This window comes from Amycolatopsis sp. TNS106, assembly GCF_019330265.1.
Lineage (GTDB): Bacteria > Actinomycetota > Actinomycetes > Mycobacteriales > Pseudonocardiaceae > Amycolatopsis > Amycolatopsis lurida.
In genome coordinates this window covers 7534760-7550665 of the sequence record NZ_CP024972.1, presented here as the reverse complement: position 1 = coordinate 7550665, position 15906 = coordinate 7534760, and the positions used below count along the sequence as shown (strand labels likewise).

Annotated in this window: 15 protein-coding genes; 4 read left to right on the top strand and 11 right to left on the bottom strand. The window is 69.9% G+C overall.

Annotated elements, in window-relative coordinates; translation table 11 throughout:
• The first annotated feature begins 51 nt into the window (after window positions 1-51).
• Window positions 52-972 carry an NAD(P)/FAD-dependent oxidoreductase gene (locus CVV72_RS34895; RefSeq protein ID WP_219154331.1) on the top strand — a complete coding sequence of 307 codons (921 nt, stop codon included), beginning with the start codon at window positions 52-54 and terminating at the stop codon, window positions 970-972.
• On the opposite strand, the gene CVV72_RS34890 is transcribed toward CVV72_RS34895, so the two are convergent.
• On the bottom strand, window positions 945-1649 hold the full coding sequence (locus CVV72_RS34890) for a murein transglycosylase (protein WP_219148330.1): 705 nt from the start codon (window positions 1647-1649) through the stop codon (window positions 945-947). The genes CVV72_RS34895 and CVV72_RS34890 overlap by 28 nt on opposite strands.
• Before the next feature lie 142 nt (window positions 1650-1791).
• Between CVV72_RS34890 and CVV72_RS34885 the strand changes: the two genes are divergently transcribed.
• On the top strand, window positions 1792-2202 hold the full coding sequence (locus tag CVV72_RS34885) for a PPOX class F420-dependent oxidoreductase (RefSeq protein ID WP_125674107.1): 411 nt from the start codon (window positions 1792-1794) through the stop codon (window positions 2200-2202).
• Between the two features lie 64 nt (window positions 2203-2266).
• Here CVV72_RS34885 and CVV72_RS34880 read toward each other — a convergent pair whose 3' ends face one another.
• The 9 genes from CVV72_RS34880 to CVV72_RS34840 all read right to left on the bottom strand — a co-directional run bounded on the left by CVV72_RS34880 (window position 2267) and on the right by CVV72_RS34840 (window position 13083).
• Window positions 2267-2839 (bottom strand): hypothetical protein, encoded by a 573-nt coding sequence (locus CVV72_RS34880; protein WP_255632359.1) that lies wholly within the window; start codon window positions 2837-2839, stop codon window positions 2267-2269.
• Window positions 2836-4206: a hypothetical protein gene (locus CVV72_RS34875; RefSeq protein WP_219148328.1), complete on the bottom strand. Its 1371-nt coding sequence runs from the start codon at window positions 4204-4206 to the stop codon at window positions 2836-2838. Before CVV72_RS34875 ends, CVV72_RS34880 begins: the two co-directional genes overlap by 4 nt.
• Window positions 4203-5006: an ABC transporter ATP-binding protein gene (locus CVV72_RS34870; RefSeq protein WP_219154327.1), complete on the bottom strand. Its 804-nt coding sequence runs from the start codon at window positions 5004-5006 to the stop codon at window positions 4203-4205. Before CVV72_RS34870 ends, CVV72_RS34875 begins: the two co-directional genes overlap by 4 nt.
• A gap of 17 nt (window positions 5007-5023) precedes the next feature.
• Window positions 5024-5839: a zf-HC2 domain-containing protein gene (locus CVV72_RS34865; RefSeq protein ID WP_219148326.1), complete on the bottom strand. Its 816-nt coding sequence runs from the start codon at window positions 5837-5839 to the stop codon at window positions 5024-5026.
• Window positions 5836-6378: an RNA polymerase sigma factor gene (locus tag CVV72_RS34860; RefSeq protein ID WP_125674390.1), complete on the bottom strand. Its 543-nt coding sequence runs from the start codon at window positions 6376-6378 to the stop codon at window positions 5836-5838. The genes CVV72_RS34865 and CVV72_RS34860 overlap by 4 nt, the downstream gene beginning before the upstream one ends.
• A gap of 152 nt (window positions 6379-6530) precedes the next feature.
• Window positions 6531-7454 (bottom strand): MazG family protein, encoded by a 924-nt coding sequence (locus tag CVV72_RS34855; RefSeq protein ID WP_219148324.1) that lies wholly within the window; start codon window positions 7452-7454, stop codon window positions 6531-6533.
• Entirely contained in the window at window positions 7451-8455 is a 1005-nt protein-coding gene (locus CVV72_RS34850; RefSeq protein ID WP_219148322.1) for a hypothetical protein, read from the bottom strand. The genes CVV72_RS34855 and CVV72_RS34850 overlap by 4 nt, the downstream gene beginning before the upstream one ends.
• A gap of 102 nt (window positions 8456-8557) precedes the next feature.
• Window positions 8558-12112 carry a transcription-repair coupling factor gene (gene mfd, locus CVV72_RS34845; protein WP_219154325.1) on the bottom strand — a complete coding sequence of 1185 codons (3555 nt, stop codon included), beginning with the start codon at window positions 12110-12112 and terminating at the stop codon, window positions 8558-8560.
• 56 nt (window positions 12113-12168) lie between these two features.
• Window positions 12169-13083 carry an LLM class flavin-dependent oxidoreductase gene (locus CVV72_RS34840; RefSeq protein WP_219148319.1) on the bottom strand — a complete coding sequence of 305 codons (915 nt, stop codon included), beginning with the start codon at window positions 13081-13083 and terminating at the stop codon, window positions 12169-12171.
• 86 nt (window positions 13084-13169) lie between these two features.
• Between CVV72_RS34840 and CVV72_RS34835 the strand changes: the two genes are divergently transcribed.
• Complete coding sequence (locus tag CVV72_RS34835) at window positions 13170-13952, top strand: helix-turn-helix transcriptional regulator (protein WP_219148317.1); 783 nt, start codon at window positions 13170-13172, stop codon at window positions 13950-13952.
• A gap of 21 nt (window positions 13953-13973) precedes the next feature.
• The gene (locus CVV72_RS34830; protein ID WP_219148315.1) at window positions 13974-15158 is read left to right on the top strand and encodes a sorbosone dehydrogenase family protein; all 1185 of its coding nucleotides are present in this window, start codon (window positions 13974-13976) and stop codon (window positions 15156-15158) included.
• On the opposite strand, the gene CVV72_RS34825 is transcribed toward CVV72_RS34830, so the two are convergent.
• Window positions 15155-15880: an SDR family NAD(P)-dependent oxidoreductase gene (locus CVV72_RS34825; RefSeq protein ID WP_219148313.1), complete on the bottom strand. Its 726-nt coding sequence runs from the start codon at window positions 15878-15880 to the stop codon at window positions 15155-15157. The two genes, CVV72_RS34830 and CVV72_RS34825, sit on opposite strands and share 4 nt — an antisense overlap.
• Between the last annotated feature and the right edge of the window lie 26 nt (window positions 15881-15906).

The following is a 15906-nucleotide window of genomic DNA, read 5'->3' as shown; positions in this document are numbered from 1 at the left end:
CCCAGTTTGCCAAATCGGCAATGAACTTTGCCAACTTTGCCGGAAATCCGGATGCTCGGCGCCATGAATAACGAATACGACGTGGTGATCATCGGTGGTGGCGTCGCGGGTCTCAGCGCGGCTTTGGTTCTGGGCGGGGCACGGCGCGAGGTCGTCGTGATCGACGGCGGCACCCCGCGCAACGCGCCCGCCGCGCACTCCCACGGTTTCCTGACCAGGGACGGCATTCCCCCCAAAGAACTCCTGGAAATAGGCCGTGACGAGGTTCGCGCGTACGGCGTTGAGATCGTCGAGGACGTCGTCCACCGGCTGCGGCACGACAAGGCGGTGGAACTGGCGAGCGGCCGGGTCATCCGCGGTCGCCGGATCGTGGTGACCACCGGACTCGCCGACGAATTGCCGGACATCCCCGGCGTCGCGGAGCGCTTCGGCGCCGACGTCCTGCACTGTCCGTACTGCCACGGCTGGGAGGTGCGCGATCAGCGTTTCGGGGTGCTCGCCACCTCGGAGAAATCGGTCCACCAGGCGCTGATCGTCTGGCAGTGGAGCAAGGACCTGACCTTCTTCACCCATACGCAGCAGCTCTCGGCCGAAGACCGGGCAAAGCTGACCGGGCTGGGCATCCGGATCGTCGACGGGAAGGTGTCCGAGCTCGCCGTCGAAGACGACCGGCTGACCGGCGTCCGGCTCGTCGACGGGGAATTCGTCGAACGCGATGTCGTGTTCGTCGGCCCGAAGTTCGTCCCGCACGACCGGCTTCTCGCCCAGATCGGCTGCGCGCGCACCGAAAGCGGCTCGATCGCGGTGGACGCGCAGGGCCGCACGAACGTGGACGGTGTCTGGGCGGCGGGGAACGTCGTCGATCCGATGGCGCAGCTGGTCGTCGCCGCGGGCGACGCCTACCGGATGGCGGCGGCGCTCAACTTCGATCTGGTGCTCGAGGATCAGGGCGCGACGCTGGCGTCCGCGTAGGTGTCGGCCGCGCTGAAGACTTCCTGGACGTAGGGCACCGACGGGTTGAACACATGCATCGACTTCCACCAGCCGTCCGGGGTGGCGACGTCGTCACCGGCGGCGCACAGGTAGCGGGCGGTGGCGAAGGCGGCGTCGTCGAGGTCCTTCGGATCCGGGTGCTTTCCGTCGCTCCTGGCCCGGGCGGAGTGCTTGGCCCAGACGTCGGCCGGGAGCGTGATCGGGCCGGGCCTGCCCTGCGCCGTTTCGACGTGGGAGATCCCGGCGAGGGTCGCCCACGAGAGGTGGCAACCCGGCTTCTGCCGCCGGAGCCACATCTCGGCCCGGCCGTAGGCGGACAGGTCGGCGAAGGAGAGCCGCGTCTTCGCCGCCACCCGTTTCGCCCAGGTCTCGAGTTCGGCCGCGTCGGAGACGGTGGGCCGGTCGGGCGGCGCGGCGAGCCCCGCACGCGGCGTCGCCACCCCCGGCTGGGGCTTCTGGTCGGGAACCGCGAGCGCGGGCTGGGGCTGAGCCGGCGGAGGGGGCTCCTCGCCTCCCGGCCGGTTCACCCCGACGGTCATGATCAGCACCACGCCCGTGAGCACGAGCCCGCCCGCGAAAGCGAGCCTGGGCACGTACGGCGGCAGAGGGCGGGCAGCATGCTCCGGGGCTTCGGTGCTCTGGGCGGTTTCGGCCACCCGGTCAGGTTACTTCGCCACACTTCCGGGCGATGCCCCAATCGGCTTACGAACCCGACCGACGGGAGAACCGATCGGTGACCGGCGCGCGGCGGCATTGGCTATTGACCTCCAGTTAAGTGGAGGTCGCAGACTGATTCCCATGTTCAGTGAAGCGGAACTCGACTACCTCGCCACCCAAGGTCTCGGGCGGCTCGCGACGGCGCAGCCGGACGGCACGCTGCAGGTCAGCCCCGTCGGCTACGCCTACAACACCGAGACCAGGACGATCGACATCACCGGCTACGAACTGGCGAAGAGCAAGAAGTTCCGGAACGTGGCCGCCAACGGACAGGCCGCGTTCGTGGTGGACGACATGCCCTCGCAGGATCCGCCGAGGATCCGCTGCCTCGAGATCCGCGGCCGGGCCGAGGCGCTGACCGGCGCCCGCACCCCCGACGGCCATCTCGACGGCGCGGTGATCCGGATCCACCCGTCGCGGATCATCAGCCTCGGTGTCGACGACCCGGACCACGACCCGCTCGATCTCGTTCCGCACAACCGAAACGTCTGACCGGGGAAGAGAAAGGGGACGTTCCCGGCGAATTCCGCCGGGAACGTCCCTTACTTCGGCGGAGTCAGCGGCGGTTACCGAAGACCGCGTAGGCCCCGAAGCCCGCCACGCCGAGCGCCACGGCGGTCCACGTGGCCGCGGCGACGCCCGTGGGCTGGAAAATCCAGGTGATCACCAGGTGCGCGGTGTCCGTGCCCGACGTGGTGGCCCAGACCACGAACGAGACGACGAACACGAACAGCGGCAGCGTCCATCCGAAGGCCCCGCCGAAGAGCACCGCGGCGATCCCGGCGAGACCGAGCAGTCCAGTCGCGTTCCGCGTGATGATCTCCAGCGGTACCTGCTCCGGCTCCCACAGCCGAGGCAGGAGCACTGCGCCCGCACCGAGTGCGCCGATCAGCAGGAGATGCAGGCCGCGACGGGGAATCCACCGGATCGCGGCGGTCCGGTCGAGATCGGCGTCCTGTCCGCTCAGGCCGGTGGCCAGCACCGCGACCGCCGCCGTGAGCGCCAGGGAAACCGCTCTCCCCGACCAGGAGTCCCGCGCCAGGAACCAGATCACGGCCACGGTCACCACCAGCGCCGCGAACGACGCTGGCAGGCTGCGCGACCGCGCGTACAGCACCGCCCACCTCATCGGTCACCGCCGAGCAGGATGTCGAGCTGGTTGCCCTGGCAGGTCAGTCCCGCCTGCCGCACCGCGATGATCCGCTCTCGCTGTACATCGGGCGGAAGGGCGCGAAACATCTCCTGTTTCCGAAGGACATCGTTCTTCACCTCGTCTCTCCAATGACCCGACAGCATCTTCCACTCGCCGAGGAACCAGCTGGAGGTGATCGATCGCGCGGTGAGTTCGTCCATGAAGAACTTGTCGACACCTTGAAGGGAGTAGCAGGTCGGCGTCCCGGCGCCGGCGACCAACGCCCGCCGCACGTCGTCCGGCACCAGGAGCGAACGGACCGACCAATCCAGCAGATCCACGTAGACGGTGTCGGCGGCCCGCGGCGGCACCTCGTCGTAGTCCAGCCGCCGGTCCTGGACCGCGACCTTGACCGGCGCGTCCGGCAGTGTCCCCAGCAGCCGGAGTGCTTCCTTGCCGGGCCCGGCGAGACGGGGCAGTTCCGGCTCGAACATGCGGGGGACGCAGACCGGGCCGTCGCAGACCATCTCCGTCGCGTTCGGGTCGGAGACCTCGGCTTCGGCCGTGCTGCCGGGCAGGACGGGCAAGGCGATCGCGGCCGCCACCAGCGCGGGAACGACGGCGAGCCCCTTCGCCCGTTTGGTGCGGCCCGCCAGCAGGAGGAATCCGGTCGCGGCCAGCCCGGCGAGCCAGACTCCCTGCCCGAGATCCATCCGGCCGGCGGTGGTGCTGAACGGGTCCCGGACGACGTCCATCGCGGGAGAAAGCAAGGAGGCCCGGAACGGCACGATTCCGGCCAGCGCGCTGCCCTCCGACCCGGCGAACTGGAACAGGAGCACGGCCACGAAAGCGGCGACGGCCACCGCGGGCGCGGTCAGCGGATGCGGCAGCAGGCGGCCGATCCCGAGCCCGATCCAGGCGCCCGCGAGCATTCCGAGCACACCGACGACGACGATCGGCAGCCAGCCGAAGGTGAAGAACCCGCCGTTGAAAGCGGCTTGAACGGCGCCGACGGCGAAAATCAACAGGTAGCCCAGCACCAGCAGGCCGCCCAGCGCACCGGCGAGCTTCGCGGCCCGCTGCCAGCCGGGACGCGGCATGGTGGTCATGAGCTCGGCCGTGCCGGACCTGCTGTCGCGCATACCTTGGATGACACCGGCGCCGACCGCGATCGGCCACAGGAACACCAGCAGGAACCGGCTCCACTCCGCGGCGTGCGTCCAGTGTTCGTCCCAGGCGAGCGGTGCCTTCGACCACGGACCGCTGAACGAATACAGGAATCCGAACGCGACGACGAGAATGGCGAGCGTCGCCCACGGGGCGATGGAACGGCGGAGTTCGGTCCGCAGAATCCGCGTGTTCACCAGTTCCCCTTTCCCGGCTCGTGCCCGAGCAGCGCCGAGTAACCGCGCTCGATCGGGCTGTCGCCGACGTGCTCTTCGCTCCCCGCCGCGGCCAGTTCGTCCGGCGTCCCCTGGAAGACGAGTTTCCCGTCTTCGAACAGGACGACGTCGGTGCAGGCCGTCGCGACGTCCTCGACGAGATGCGTCGAGACGACGACACAGGCGTCGCGGCCGATCTCCTGAAGCAGATCGCGGAACCGCACGCGCTGAGCGGGATCGAGCCCGGCGGTCGGCTCGTCCAGCAGGAGGATGTCCGGATCGTTCACGATCGCCTGCGCGATCCCGACCCGCCGCACCATGCCGCCGGAGAGGGTCTTCATCTTGTCGTCGGCGCGATCGGCGAGACCGACCCGTTCGATCGAACGCTGCACCGCGCCGGGAATGTCCTCTTTGGACATCTCCTTGAGCCACGCGATGTACTCGACGAACTCGCGGACGGTGAATCGCTTGTAGAAACCGAAGTTCTGCGGCAGATAGCCGATACGGCGGCGCAGGCTGCGCTGATCGGTGAATCCCCCGACGGATTCACCGAGCAGCGCCAGCCCTCCCTCCGCCGGCCGGAGCACCGTCGCCAGTGCCCGGATCAGCGTGGTCTTCCCGGCCCCGTTCGGGCCGAGCAGACCGTGCACCCCCGTGCCGAGTTCCAGGTCGAGCCCGTTCACGGCGAACTTGCGTTTGCCGACCCGGACCTTCAGTCCTTCCGCCTTGATCTGCCACGCGTAGGTCGTCGGTGCGACCTCCGCGACCCCGACAGCACGCATCATGTTCTCCCCTTCGTTCATCGTTCGGATCCGGCGAGCAGGCCGAAGACGCTCCGCCGGAGCACCACCACGACCGCGGTCAGCGCGAAGATCGCGCCCCACACCGGGAGCAGCCGGGGTTCGAGCGCGGTGGCGCGCCCTTGCGAAGCCACCGCGGGCGCCAGGATCACCGCCATCCAGACCCCGGTGAGGACGTAGGCCGCCCGCACCACCCCGATCACGCCGCCGAGCGCGAGCGTCCCGGTGGTGAAGGCGAGGCTCGGCAGGAGGCCGAGCCCGAATCCGCCGCCGCCGAGCCAGCTCGAAAGGCCTTGTATCGGCAACACGACGGCCAGGACCGCCGTCGTCCGGCGCAGCAGCAGGTAGAGCCCGGCCCTCGGCGTGGAGGTGACGAGTTCGTACGCGGGATCGAGCCCCTTCGCCCACGACACCGCGACGCCGAGCACCGGCAGCACCGGTGAGAAGAGCTGGACGAACGAGTAGCCCCTGGACCCGGTGAACCCGAGCGAGTCCAGCAGGAAGCCCAGTGACGGGATCAGGACGATCATCACCAGCCACGGCAGCATCACCGGCGTCACCCAGGTGTGCAGCCGTCCGGCCCACCGGCTCCGCATCGGGCCCGGCCCCGCTTCGGCGAGCTTCGGCCCCAGCCCGGCCCAGACGTCGTCCACCAGCGCCGACACCGCCGGAAGGCTGAGCGCGGACAGCCTCCCCCGGCATTCCGCGCATGATTCGAGGTGGGCTTCGACCGCCCAGACCTCGTCACCGGCCGGCCCGGCGTCCCCGCGGACGTAACCGGCGAGGAGCTGTTCGGACACGTGTTCCTTGTTCACGACAGCGCCTCCCGCATCGCGATCCGAGCCCGCCTGGCGCGGGTTTTGACGGTTCCTTCCGGCAGGCCGAGCAGGACCGCGGTCTCACGGACGGTCAGCCCGTCGAGCACCATCGCCTGCAGGACCTGACGGAGTTCGGGAGCGAGGCGTCGCAGCGCGTCGCCGACGTGGTCGCCGACCGCACCGGCCAGCGCCTCCTCCTCGGCGGCGGGCGCGACGGTGGTTTCCGCGACCGGCAACGGCTGCGCGTGCCGCGCCCGGCGGCGGAAGGCGTCGACCAGCCGCCGCGCGGCGATCGTCCACAGCCAGCCCACGGCGCTCCCGCCGACGGCCGAACCGGCGAACGCGCCGGCCGCGCGCCAGACCGCGAGGTAGGTCTCCTGCATCACCTCGGCGACGATCTGGTCATCGGCGCAGCGACGGCGCAGGCGTACGGCCAGCCACGGCGACGTGCGGCGGTAGAGCTCCTCGAACGCCGCGCGGTCACCTCTGGCCGTGCGGCGGACGAGCTGCTCTTCGTCCGGTTCCGTTCCCTTCACATCCGGCAAGACGCCGAGATCACCGAAACGGTTCTCACTCGATTGTGTCCTGTGTCACAGCGCCTCGGCCGCCGGCGACCCTGTCGCGGAGTGGCTTTCGCGGCACGCCCGGCCGCACAGCTAAGCACCGGCCCACCGCAAACGCCGCACCTTCAGGAACTCGGCCAGAACTTGCGCCAGCCGTCGGCCTCGAGCGTCGTCGGCTCCAGACCGGCGTCGCGTGCGGCCTGCTCGGCGGCCCGGATGTCGCCGGCGAACCGCTTCGCGACGGCGCGGAGCTCGCCTTCGGGATCGATCCCCGCGCGGCGCGCGGTCGCGGAGACCCGGAACAGCTGGGCGGCCGCTTCGGACCCGCCGGGGAACAGGTCGAGCGGGATCCCGGCCCGTCCGCTGCGCTGGCCGAGCTTCCCGGCGAGCGCCACGGCGGGCTGACCGAGCGCAACACCGTCCACAATGGACTGGCGGCTCTTCTCGGCCTGTTTCAGTTCTTCCCATTTGAGGTTCTGGTCGCTGACGGTCTCGACCCGGGGAGCGTCAGTGAAAATATGCGGATGACGTCCGACGAGTTTCGCGACCAGTCCCGAAGCGACCTCGTCGATCCCGAACGGATCGTCCGCGTCCTCGACCGCGACGCGCGCGTGGAACAGCACCTGGAGCAGGACGTCGCCGAGTTCCTCGCGCAGGGCGACACGGTCGCGCTCCTCGATCGCGTCGAGCAGCTCGTAGGTCTCCTCGACCAGGTACTGACGCAGCGACTCGTGTGTCTGGACGGCGTCCCACGGGCAGCCACCCGGCGAGCGGAGGCGGTCCATCACTTCAACCGCCTCGACCAGCGGCGGAACGGGCGCTTCGATCACGCGCGCGCCCGACCTGATCAGCGCCGCGGCCTTCGGTTCCCTTCGCGAACCGGCGATGAGCACAAGGTCGCGCGCCTGCGTGTCACCGAGCGCGGGCACCCCGACGACCTCGGGATCGACATCGGAAGCCGCGTACACGGCAACGCCGGCCCGCAAGACCGGGAGCGCCGCGGCGGGCAGTGTCGCCCCGCGGGCGATCACGACGACGGCAGCGGTCACGGGTTTTGCGGGGCGGCACCGTGCACAGGCAGCACGATGCCCTTCTTCGAAGCTTCGTTGGGCGCGAGGTCCATCTCGACAACATCCCACACGCCGTAGCGCGGGTTCACCTTGAGGTCGACCTGGCCGAGGTCCGGCTGGAGGAGCCGGACACCGATCTTGGCCAGCTGCTGGGCGGTGGGCTGCGCGGCCTGATCCGACGCGACGGGCTTGTCCGCGGTCCGCTCACGCATCACGACGACGACCCAAAGCGGCTGCTGCGGTGTCGGCTTGAAGGCGGCGACGGTGTTGGGCTGGAGACCGAACAGGACGGTGGCCGCGGTCGCGGGCGACTGCATGGCGGGCAGCTTCTGACCGGTGCCCGCCTGGGTGTCGGAGGTCTGCTGGTCCTGCGCGATCAGTTCGGCGGCCGCGTTCGGCGAGGCGGCGAAGCGGCGGGCCTTCTCGATCGCCTGCTCGCGCAGCTTGTCCGAATCGGCGCCGGTGGCGTCGGTCGAGGAGACCGAGCTGAAGTCGAACGTGACGCTGAGCTTGTCCAGGTACTTCATCGCGAGCTGGGTCTGCAGCGCCGCGTCGATCAGTGCCTCGCGGTGGTCCCGCACCCGCGCCACGAGCTGCTCGACGCTGAGCTCGGGATCGTCCTGCGGATTGGCCTCCATCGGCTTCGCCAGCGGATCGTTCCGCAACGCGTTCACCACGAGGGACTCGTCGACCCCGATGCCTTCCCGCTGAGCGGCGCGTTTGGTGAGGTCGTGCAGGATCTCCTGCCGGACGATCTCGCGGCCGACGAGGTCGAGCTTGTGCTCCTTGGCGAGCTGCTGTCCGTACGGGTGCTCACGAACGGCCTTGTCGATCAGCTGCTGCACGCGATCCACCGAAACGGTCCTGCCATCGACGATCACCGCCGCACCGACCTGCCCGGGTCCGGCGTTGCATCCGGCGAGAAGGAGAGAACCGGCAAGAACCCCGACCAGCGCGCGACGGCGCCCCATGATCCGCATCACAGGGCCTACCCTCTCATACCGGCCCCGGCGAGAGAACCAGGTCGTAAGTCGCGATTCGGGCTCGGCTCCTGAGCCGTGACACGCGTGTCCAGAGCCGGATCACGCGACGGGCGCCGGCGACTTCATCAGATTCGTCAGCAGCTTCGCGCACCAGTCCAGCAGTTCCTCGTCTCGCAGCGCCGGGGCGCCCATCCGCCCGCCCGCCGGGCCCTCCGTCGGCTTCGGCACGGAAACCGTGTTCGTGACCGCCTTGTAGAGAGCCTTGGGGTACAAGCGCTTCAGCCGCACCATCTGCGAATCCGCCAGCGGCAGCGGCGCGAACCGGATCGACGTGCCCTGGGCGGAGACCTCGGTGACCCCGGCCGCGCGGCAGGTGTGCCGGAACGCGGCGACCGCGAGCAGCCTCCGCACCGGGGCGGGCGGCTGGCCGTAGCGGTCGACCAGTTCCTCGCGGACGGCGTCGAGCCCGGCCTGGTCGGGCGCGGCCGCGATCTTGCGGTACGCCTCCAGCCGCAGCCGCTCGCCCGGCACGTAGTCGTGCGGGATATGCGCGTCCACCGGAAGATCCACGCGGACCTCGGCGAGTTCCTCCTCTTCGGCGGTCTCCGCACCCGCGTGACGGCGGAACGCGTCGACCGCTTCGCCGACGAGCCGCACGTACAGATCGAACCCGACGCCCGCGATATGCCCGGACTGCTCCGCGCCGAGGATGTTGCCCGCGCCGCGGATCTCGAGGTCCTTCATCGCGACGGCCATACCCGCGCCCAGTTCGGTGTTCTGCGCGATGGTCGCCAGCCGGTCGTGCGCCGTCTCGGTGAGCGGGGCCTCCGGCGGGTACAGGAAGTACGCGTACCCGCGCTCACGCCCGCGCCCGACCCGGCCGCGCAACTGGTGCAGTTGCGCGAGGCCGAGCAGGTCGCCGCGTTCCACCAGCAGCGTGTTGGCGTTCGAGATGTCCAGCCCGGTCTCGACGATCGTGGTGCAGACGAGCACGTCGTACTCGTTCTCCCAGAAACCCTGGATGATCTTCTCGAGTTTTTCCTCGTTCATCTGCCCGTGCGCGGTGACGACACGCGCCTCGGGCACCAGCTCGCGAATACGCTTCGCGGCCTTCTCAATCGAGGAAACCCTGTTGTGCACGTAGAAAACCTGGCCGTCGCGCAGCAGTTCGCGCCGGATCGCGGCGCCGACCTGTTTGTCGTCGTACGCGCCGACGTAGGTCAGGATCGGGTGCCTGTCCTCGGGCGGGGTCAGGATCGTGGACATCTCGCGGATCCCGGCGAGCGACATCTCCAGCGTCCGCGGGATCGGCGTCGCCGACATGGTCAGCACGTCGACGTGCGTCCGCAGCGCCTTGATGTGCTCCTTGTGTTCGACACCGAAACGCTGCTCCTCGTCGACGATCACCAGGCCGAGGTCCTTATACCGGACCCCGGTCTGCAGCAGGCGGTGCGTGCCGATCACGATGTCGACGTCACCCGAGGACAGCTGTTCGAGAATCGCGTCGGACTCGGCCTTGTTCGTGAACCGCGAGAGGCCCCTGATCTTCACCGGGAACGAACTCATCCGTTCGGTGAAGGTGTTCAGGTGCTGCTGCGCGAGCAGCGTCGTGGGCACCAGCACCGCGACCTGCTTGCCGTCCTGCACCGCCTTGAACGCCGCGCGCACCGCGATCTCGGTCTTGCCGTAGCCGACGTCGCCGCAGATGACGCGATCCATCGGGACGCCGCGTTCCATATCCGCCTTGACCTCGTCGATCGCGGCGAGCTGGTCGTTGGTCTCGGTGAACGGGAAGGCGTCCTCGAGTTCGCCCTGCCACGGGGTGTCCTGCCCGAACGCGTGCCCCGGCGCGGACTGCCGCGCGGCGTAGAGCTGTACGAGTTCGGCGGCGATCTCCTTGACCGCCTTCTTCGCCTTGGCCTTGGTGTTCTTCCAATCCGACCCGCCGAGCTTGTTCAGCGTCGGCAGCTCGCCGCCGACGTAGCGGGAGACCTCGTCGAGCTGGTCGGTCGGGACGAACAGCCGGTCCCCCGGATGCCCGCGTTTGGAGGAGGCGTACTCCAGCAGCAGGTACTCGCGGGTCGCGCCGGCCACGGTGCGCTGCACCATCTCGACGAACCGGCCGATGCCGTGCTGGTCGTGCACGACGTAATCGCCCGTCTTGAGGGCGAGCGGATCGACGGCGTTGCGGCGCCGCGACGGCATTTTGGTGCTGAAGTCCTTTGTGGACGCCCCCGCCCCCGAGCCCCGGCCGGTGAGGTCCGATTCGGACAGCACCACGAGGGCTCGCTCCGGCGACACGAAACCGTCCGAAAGACCGCCGCACGTCACCGTCACGACGCCTGGTGTCAGCGGACCGGTGATGCCTTCGGCGAGCGACGCGGGCACTTCCCCGGCCGACAGCTGCTCGACGGCACGGGCCGCGGTGCCGTGCCCGGCGACGACGAGCACGGCCGTCCCGCCCGCGGCCGTGTGCGCGCGCAGGTCCGTCGTCGCGCGCTCGACCTCGCCGCGGTAGTTCGGCGCGGCCTCGATCGACACGCGGTAGACGTCGGGATCGTCGCTGGCCAGCTGCGTGAGCGTCCACCAAGGGCGCTTCGTCTCCTGAGCGTGCTTCGCGATCCCCGCGAGGTCCCGGTACGCGGAAGCGCCGAGGTCGATCGGAGCCTGACCGCCCGCGGCGGCCGTGGTCCAGGACGCTTCGAGGAACTCCTGCCCGGTGCGGACCAGGTCGGCCGCGCGGGCGCGGATCTTCTCCGGATCGGCGAGCAGCACGTGCGTGCCCTGGGGCATCGCGTCGGTCAGCAGGTCCAGCTCGCCCTCGCACAGGACGGGGATGAGCGCCTCCATGCCCTCGACGGGCACCCCGCCGGAGAGCTTGGTGAGCATCTCGGTGAGCTGGGCGTCCGCCTCGTACGTCGTCGCCAGCTCCGCGGCCTTCGCGCGCACCGACTCGGTGAGCAGCAGCTCACGGCACGGCGGCGCGCTGACGTGCCGGATCTCCCCCGGCAGCGACCGCTGGTCCGACACGGCGAACGCGCGGATCTCGCTGACCTCGTCGCCCCAGAACTCGACCCGCACCGGATGCTGCGCCGTCGGCCCGAACAGGTCGAGGATGCCGCCGCGCACGGCGAACTCGCCGCGCTTCTCGACCATGTCCACCCGCGTGTACGCCAGCTCGACCAGCCGCTCCAGCAGACCTTCGAAACTCTGCTCCTCGCCGACCACCAGGTCGATCGGCGCGAGCGAACCGAGCCCGGGCGCCATCGGCTGGATGAGGCTGCGGACGGTCGCGACGACCACACGCAGGTCGTCGGCGCCCGTCTTGAGCCGGTGGAGCACCTCCAGCCGCCGGCCGACGGTGTCCGCCCGGGGCGACAGCCGCTCGTGCGGCAGCGTCTCCCACGACGGGAAGTCTGCCACGGCCTCTTCACCGAGGAACGACTTCAGCGAAGCGGTCAATTCGTCGGCCTCGCGGCCGGTGGCCGTCACCGCGAGCACGGGGCGGCCGGCGCCCTCGTCCGCGGCGAGGGCGCCCACGACCAGCTGGCGGGTGGCGATCGCGCCCTGGAGTTCGAGCACCGGGGCACCGGCCCGCTCGACGACCCCGCGCAGGGCCGGATCGGGAAGGATGGCATGAAGGAGTCCGGACAATGGAGCGTTTGTCACCGTCCCAGCCTACGTGGGGGCACCGACAGTCCGCCGCGCGATTACCGGGGCAGGGCGTCGGCGACCTTCGGAAGCTGTTCGTCGAACTCGGCCGGTTCCTGGGTCGCGATCCTGATCAGCACGTGTTCGGCACCCGCGTCCCGGTATTCGCGCACCCTGTCGGCGACCTGCGCCGGGCTGCCCGCGATGTACACCTGGATCTTCTCGACGAAGTCCAGCGGAACGCCGTAATTCCGCCGCGCGTAGTCCTCCAGCCGCTCGCGGGCCCGGACCGGGTCCTCCTCGATGAGCACTGTCGCGAACAGCGCGGGCGTCACGGAGCGCACGGCTGTTTCGCGGATCTTCGCGAGCCCGCCGGCGTAGTCCGCGACGTCGGGCGGGTACGGCAGCCAGCCGTCGTAAAGCCGTCCCGCTCGCTCCAGCGCGCCCGGGGTGAACGCGGCCAGCCACACCGGCGGACCACCCGGACGGTGCGGTTCCGGGTACTCCGGAAGCGTGTCGTAGTGCAGCACGTCGCCGTGGAACGGACCGCTGTTCCCGCTCCAGACGTGCCGCCACAGCGCGACGATGTCGTCGAGCCGGGCGCGGCGGCGTTCCCACGGAACGCGGGTGAAGGCGAACTCGGGTTCGCTGCGGCCGGCGAACCCCGCCCCGACGCCGAGCGTGATCCGGCCCTGGCTGAGCAGGTCGAGAGAAAGGATCGTGTTCGCGGAAAGCAGCGGATCCCGCAACGCCGGAAGCAGCGCGGCGGTGCCCAGGGTGACCCGCTCGGTTCTGGCGGCGAACGCGCCGAGCAACGTCAGCGGATCGATGGGCGCCCGCGCGAAGGTGTCGCCGACCCAGACCGAATCGAAACCGAGGCGTTCGGCTTCGACCGCGATGGCGACCATTTCCGGCGCGGTGCGCCCGGCGTCGAGGGTGGAGCGATAGGTGGGGATGACAAGACCGGATTTCATGCCGGAAGCCTCTCCGCGGCGGGGAATCGTCTCAATTCCTTCGAGGGAATGGCGGCACCGGCGACGGCTCGGCCAAGATAACGGCCATGGTTTCCGGATTCGGCCCCGCGTTGAAGGGCTGGCGCGAGCGGCGGCGGCTGTCCCAGCTGGAACTGGCGCTCCGGGCCGGGACCACCCAACGGCATGTGAGTTTCCTCGAAGGCGGCCGGTCGATCCCCGGCCGCGGCCTGGTGCTGCGCGTCGCCGAATCGCTCGAACTCCCGCTCCGGGAACGCAACGGCCTGCTGCTCGCCGCCGGGTACGCCCCCGGTTTCCCCGAAACGAAACTCGACGATCCCGGGTTGAAGCCGGTCCTCGACGGGATGCGGCGGCTGCTCGACGGGCACCGGCCGTACCCGGCCATCGTCGTCGACCGCTACGGCGTGCTCGTCGCCCGCAACGACGCGCTCGACCTGCTCTTCGAGGACGTCGCGCCCGAACTGCTGGAGGAACCGGTCAACACCCTGCGGCTCGCGCTGCATCCGAAGGGGATGGCGCCGCGGGTGCTGAACCTCGCGGACTGGGCGCGGCACATCCTGGAACGGCTGACGCAGGAGATCGCGCACGCGCCCGACGAGCGGCTCGCCGCGTTGCTGGCCGAACTCGAAGGTTACGTTCCGGAGCCCGGGCCGCCCGGCCCGGACCATCTCGGGTTCGCCGTGCCGATGCGCCTGTCCACTTCGGCGGGTGAGCTGCGGCTGATCACGGCCATCACGACGTTCGCGACCGCCGCCGACGTCACGGTGTCGGAATTGAAACTGGAGACTTTCCTTCCCGCCGACGCCGAGACGGCCGCGATCCTGACCGGTTCGTCCCTAGTGGGCGGTTGAGCCCGGTGGCATGCTGATGTCATGCGCACTACCGCCGTCGTCGCGTTCGCTTCCCTGTCCTTGCTGGTCACGGCCTGCTCCGGGGCTTCGAGCGAGATGGTGCAGAGCGCGCCACCGGTCACTTCGAAGCCCGCCGTTTCGGCGCTGAAGGTCGAGCAGGTGACGGCCGGGCTCGAACACGGCTGGGACGTCGGTTTCCTGCCGGACGGGAAGATCCTCGTCACCCAGCGTCCCGGGAAGCTGGCCTTGGTCGACGGCGGCACGAAACGCGACGTCGCCGCCGACTTCTCCGATGTCCACGTACGCGGCGAAGGCGGCTTGATGGGGATGGTGATCAGCAAGGACTTCGCGACGTCGCGCGAGTTCATCACCTGCCAGACCCACAAGGAGGGCGACACCGCCGTCGACATCCGTCTGGTCACCTGGCGGCTCTCGGACGACGGCGCGAGCGCCACGAAGGTCAAGGACCTCCTGACCGGGCTGCCGGTGAACCCCAGCGGCAGGCACTCCGGCTGCCGTCCCGCGTTCGGCGCGGACGGCGCCCTGCTCGTCGGCACCGGCGACACCGCCCGCCCGCAGCATCCGCAGGACCGGACGAGCCTCGGCGGCAAGGTGCTCCGTATCGACGCGAAGTCCGGCGACGCGTTGCCGGACAACCCGTTCATCAAATCCGCGAACCCGGACGAACAGCGCGTGTTCACCTACGGGCACCGCAACGTCCAGGGCGTCACGGTCCGTCCCGGCACCGGGCAGGTGTTCACCGCCGAGCACGGGCCGACCATCGACGACGAGGTCAACCTGGAGACCGCGGGCGCGAACTACGGCTGGGACCCGTCGAAGGGCGGCACCGAGACCAGCTACGACGAAAGCGTCCCGATGACCGACAAGCAGCGCTTCCCGGACGCCGTCGGTCCTTTGTGGACGACCGGCGAGATCACCGAGGCGATCTGCGGCGCGGAGTTCCTCACCGGATCGCGGTGGGGAGCGCTCGAAGGTTCGCTGGCCGTGACCGCGCTGAAAGGCCAGAAACTCCTGCTGTTCCGCCTCGACGACGCGGGCAAGGTCACCGAAGTGACACTGCCGCCCGAATTCGACGACAAGTTCGGCAGGCTTCGCGCCGTCCGGAGCGCGCCCGACGGCGCGCTCTACATCACGACGTCGGAAGGCCAGGACGACAAACTGCTGAAAGTCACCCCCGGCGCCTAACGGCCGAGATACGCACCGCCGTTGACGTGGATGACCTGGCCGGTGACGTGCCGAGCCTCCGGGCTCGCCAGGAACGCCACCACTTCGGCGACGTCCGCGGGCTCGCCGGCGCGTTGGGTCAGGGTGTTGCCGATCAGCCACGCCCGGCGCTCGTCGGAGAGCTTGCCCCGGAAGAACTCGGTGTCCCCGACGAGTCCGGGCGCGACGATGTTCGCGGTGATCCCCCGTGGCCCGAATTCCCTTGCCACGTCGACGTTCCACGCCTCCAGCGCCGCCTTGGCCGCACCGTAGGAACCCGCTCCCGTCCGCGCGGCGATGGAGCCGATCGTGACGATCCGCGCGCCGTCGGCGAACCTTTCCCGCAAGGCCCGGGTGACCAGCACGGCGCTGAACACGTTCGCGTCGAGGTTCGCCCGCCAGTTCGCCGCGAAGGATTTCAGATCTCCGGCAGGCCCGTTCCGGAAATCGGTGTTCCCGCCCGCGTTGTTGACCAGGACGTCGACGCGCTCCGGCAGTTCGGCCAGTGCCCGTTCCACCGCGTCCGGATCGGCCGCGTCGAACGGGACCGGGTTCGCGCCGAGCAGCGTGGCGGCTTCGGTGAGGACCTGTTCGCGGCGGCCGGTGATCGTCACCCGGTCACCCCGCGCGGCGAACGCCGCCGCGACCGCGTAACCGATACCCGTTCCACCACCGGTGACGATGACTTCCCTGTTCTGCCCCATGACCTCCAGCATAGGGACACTAGGCT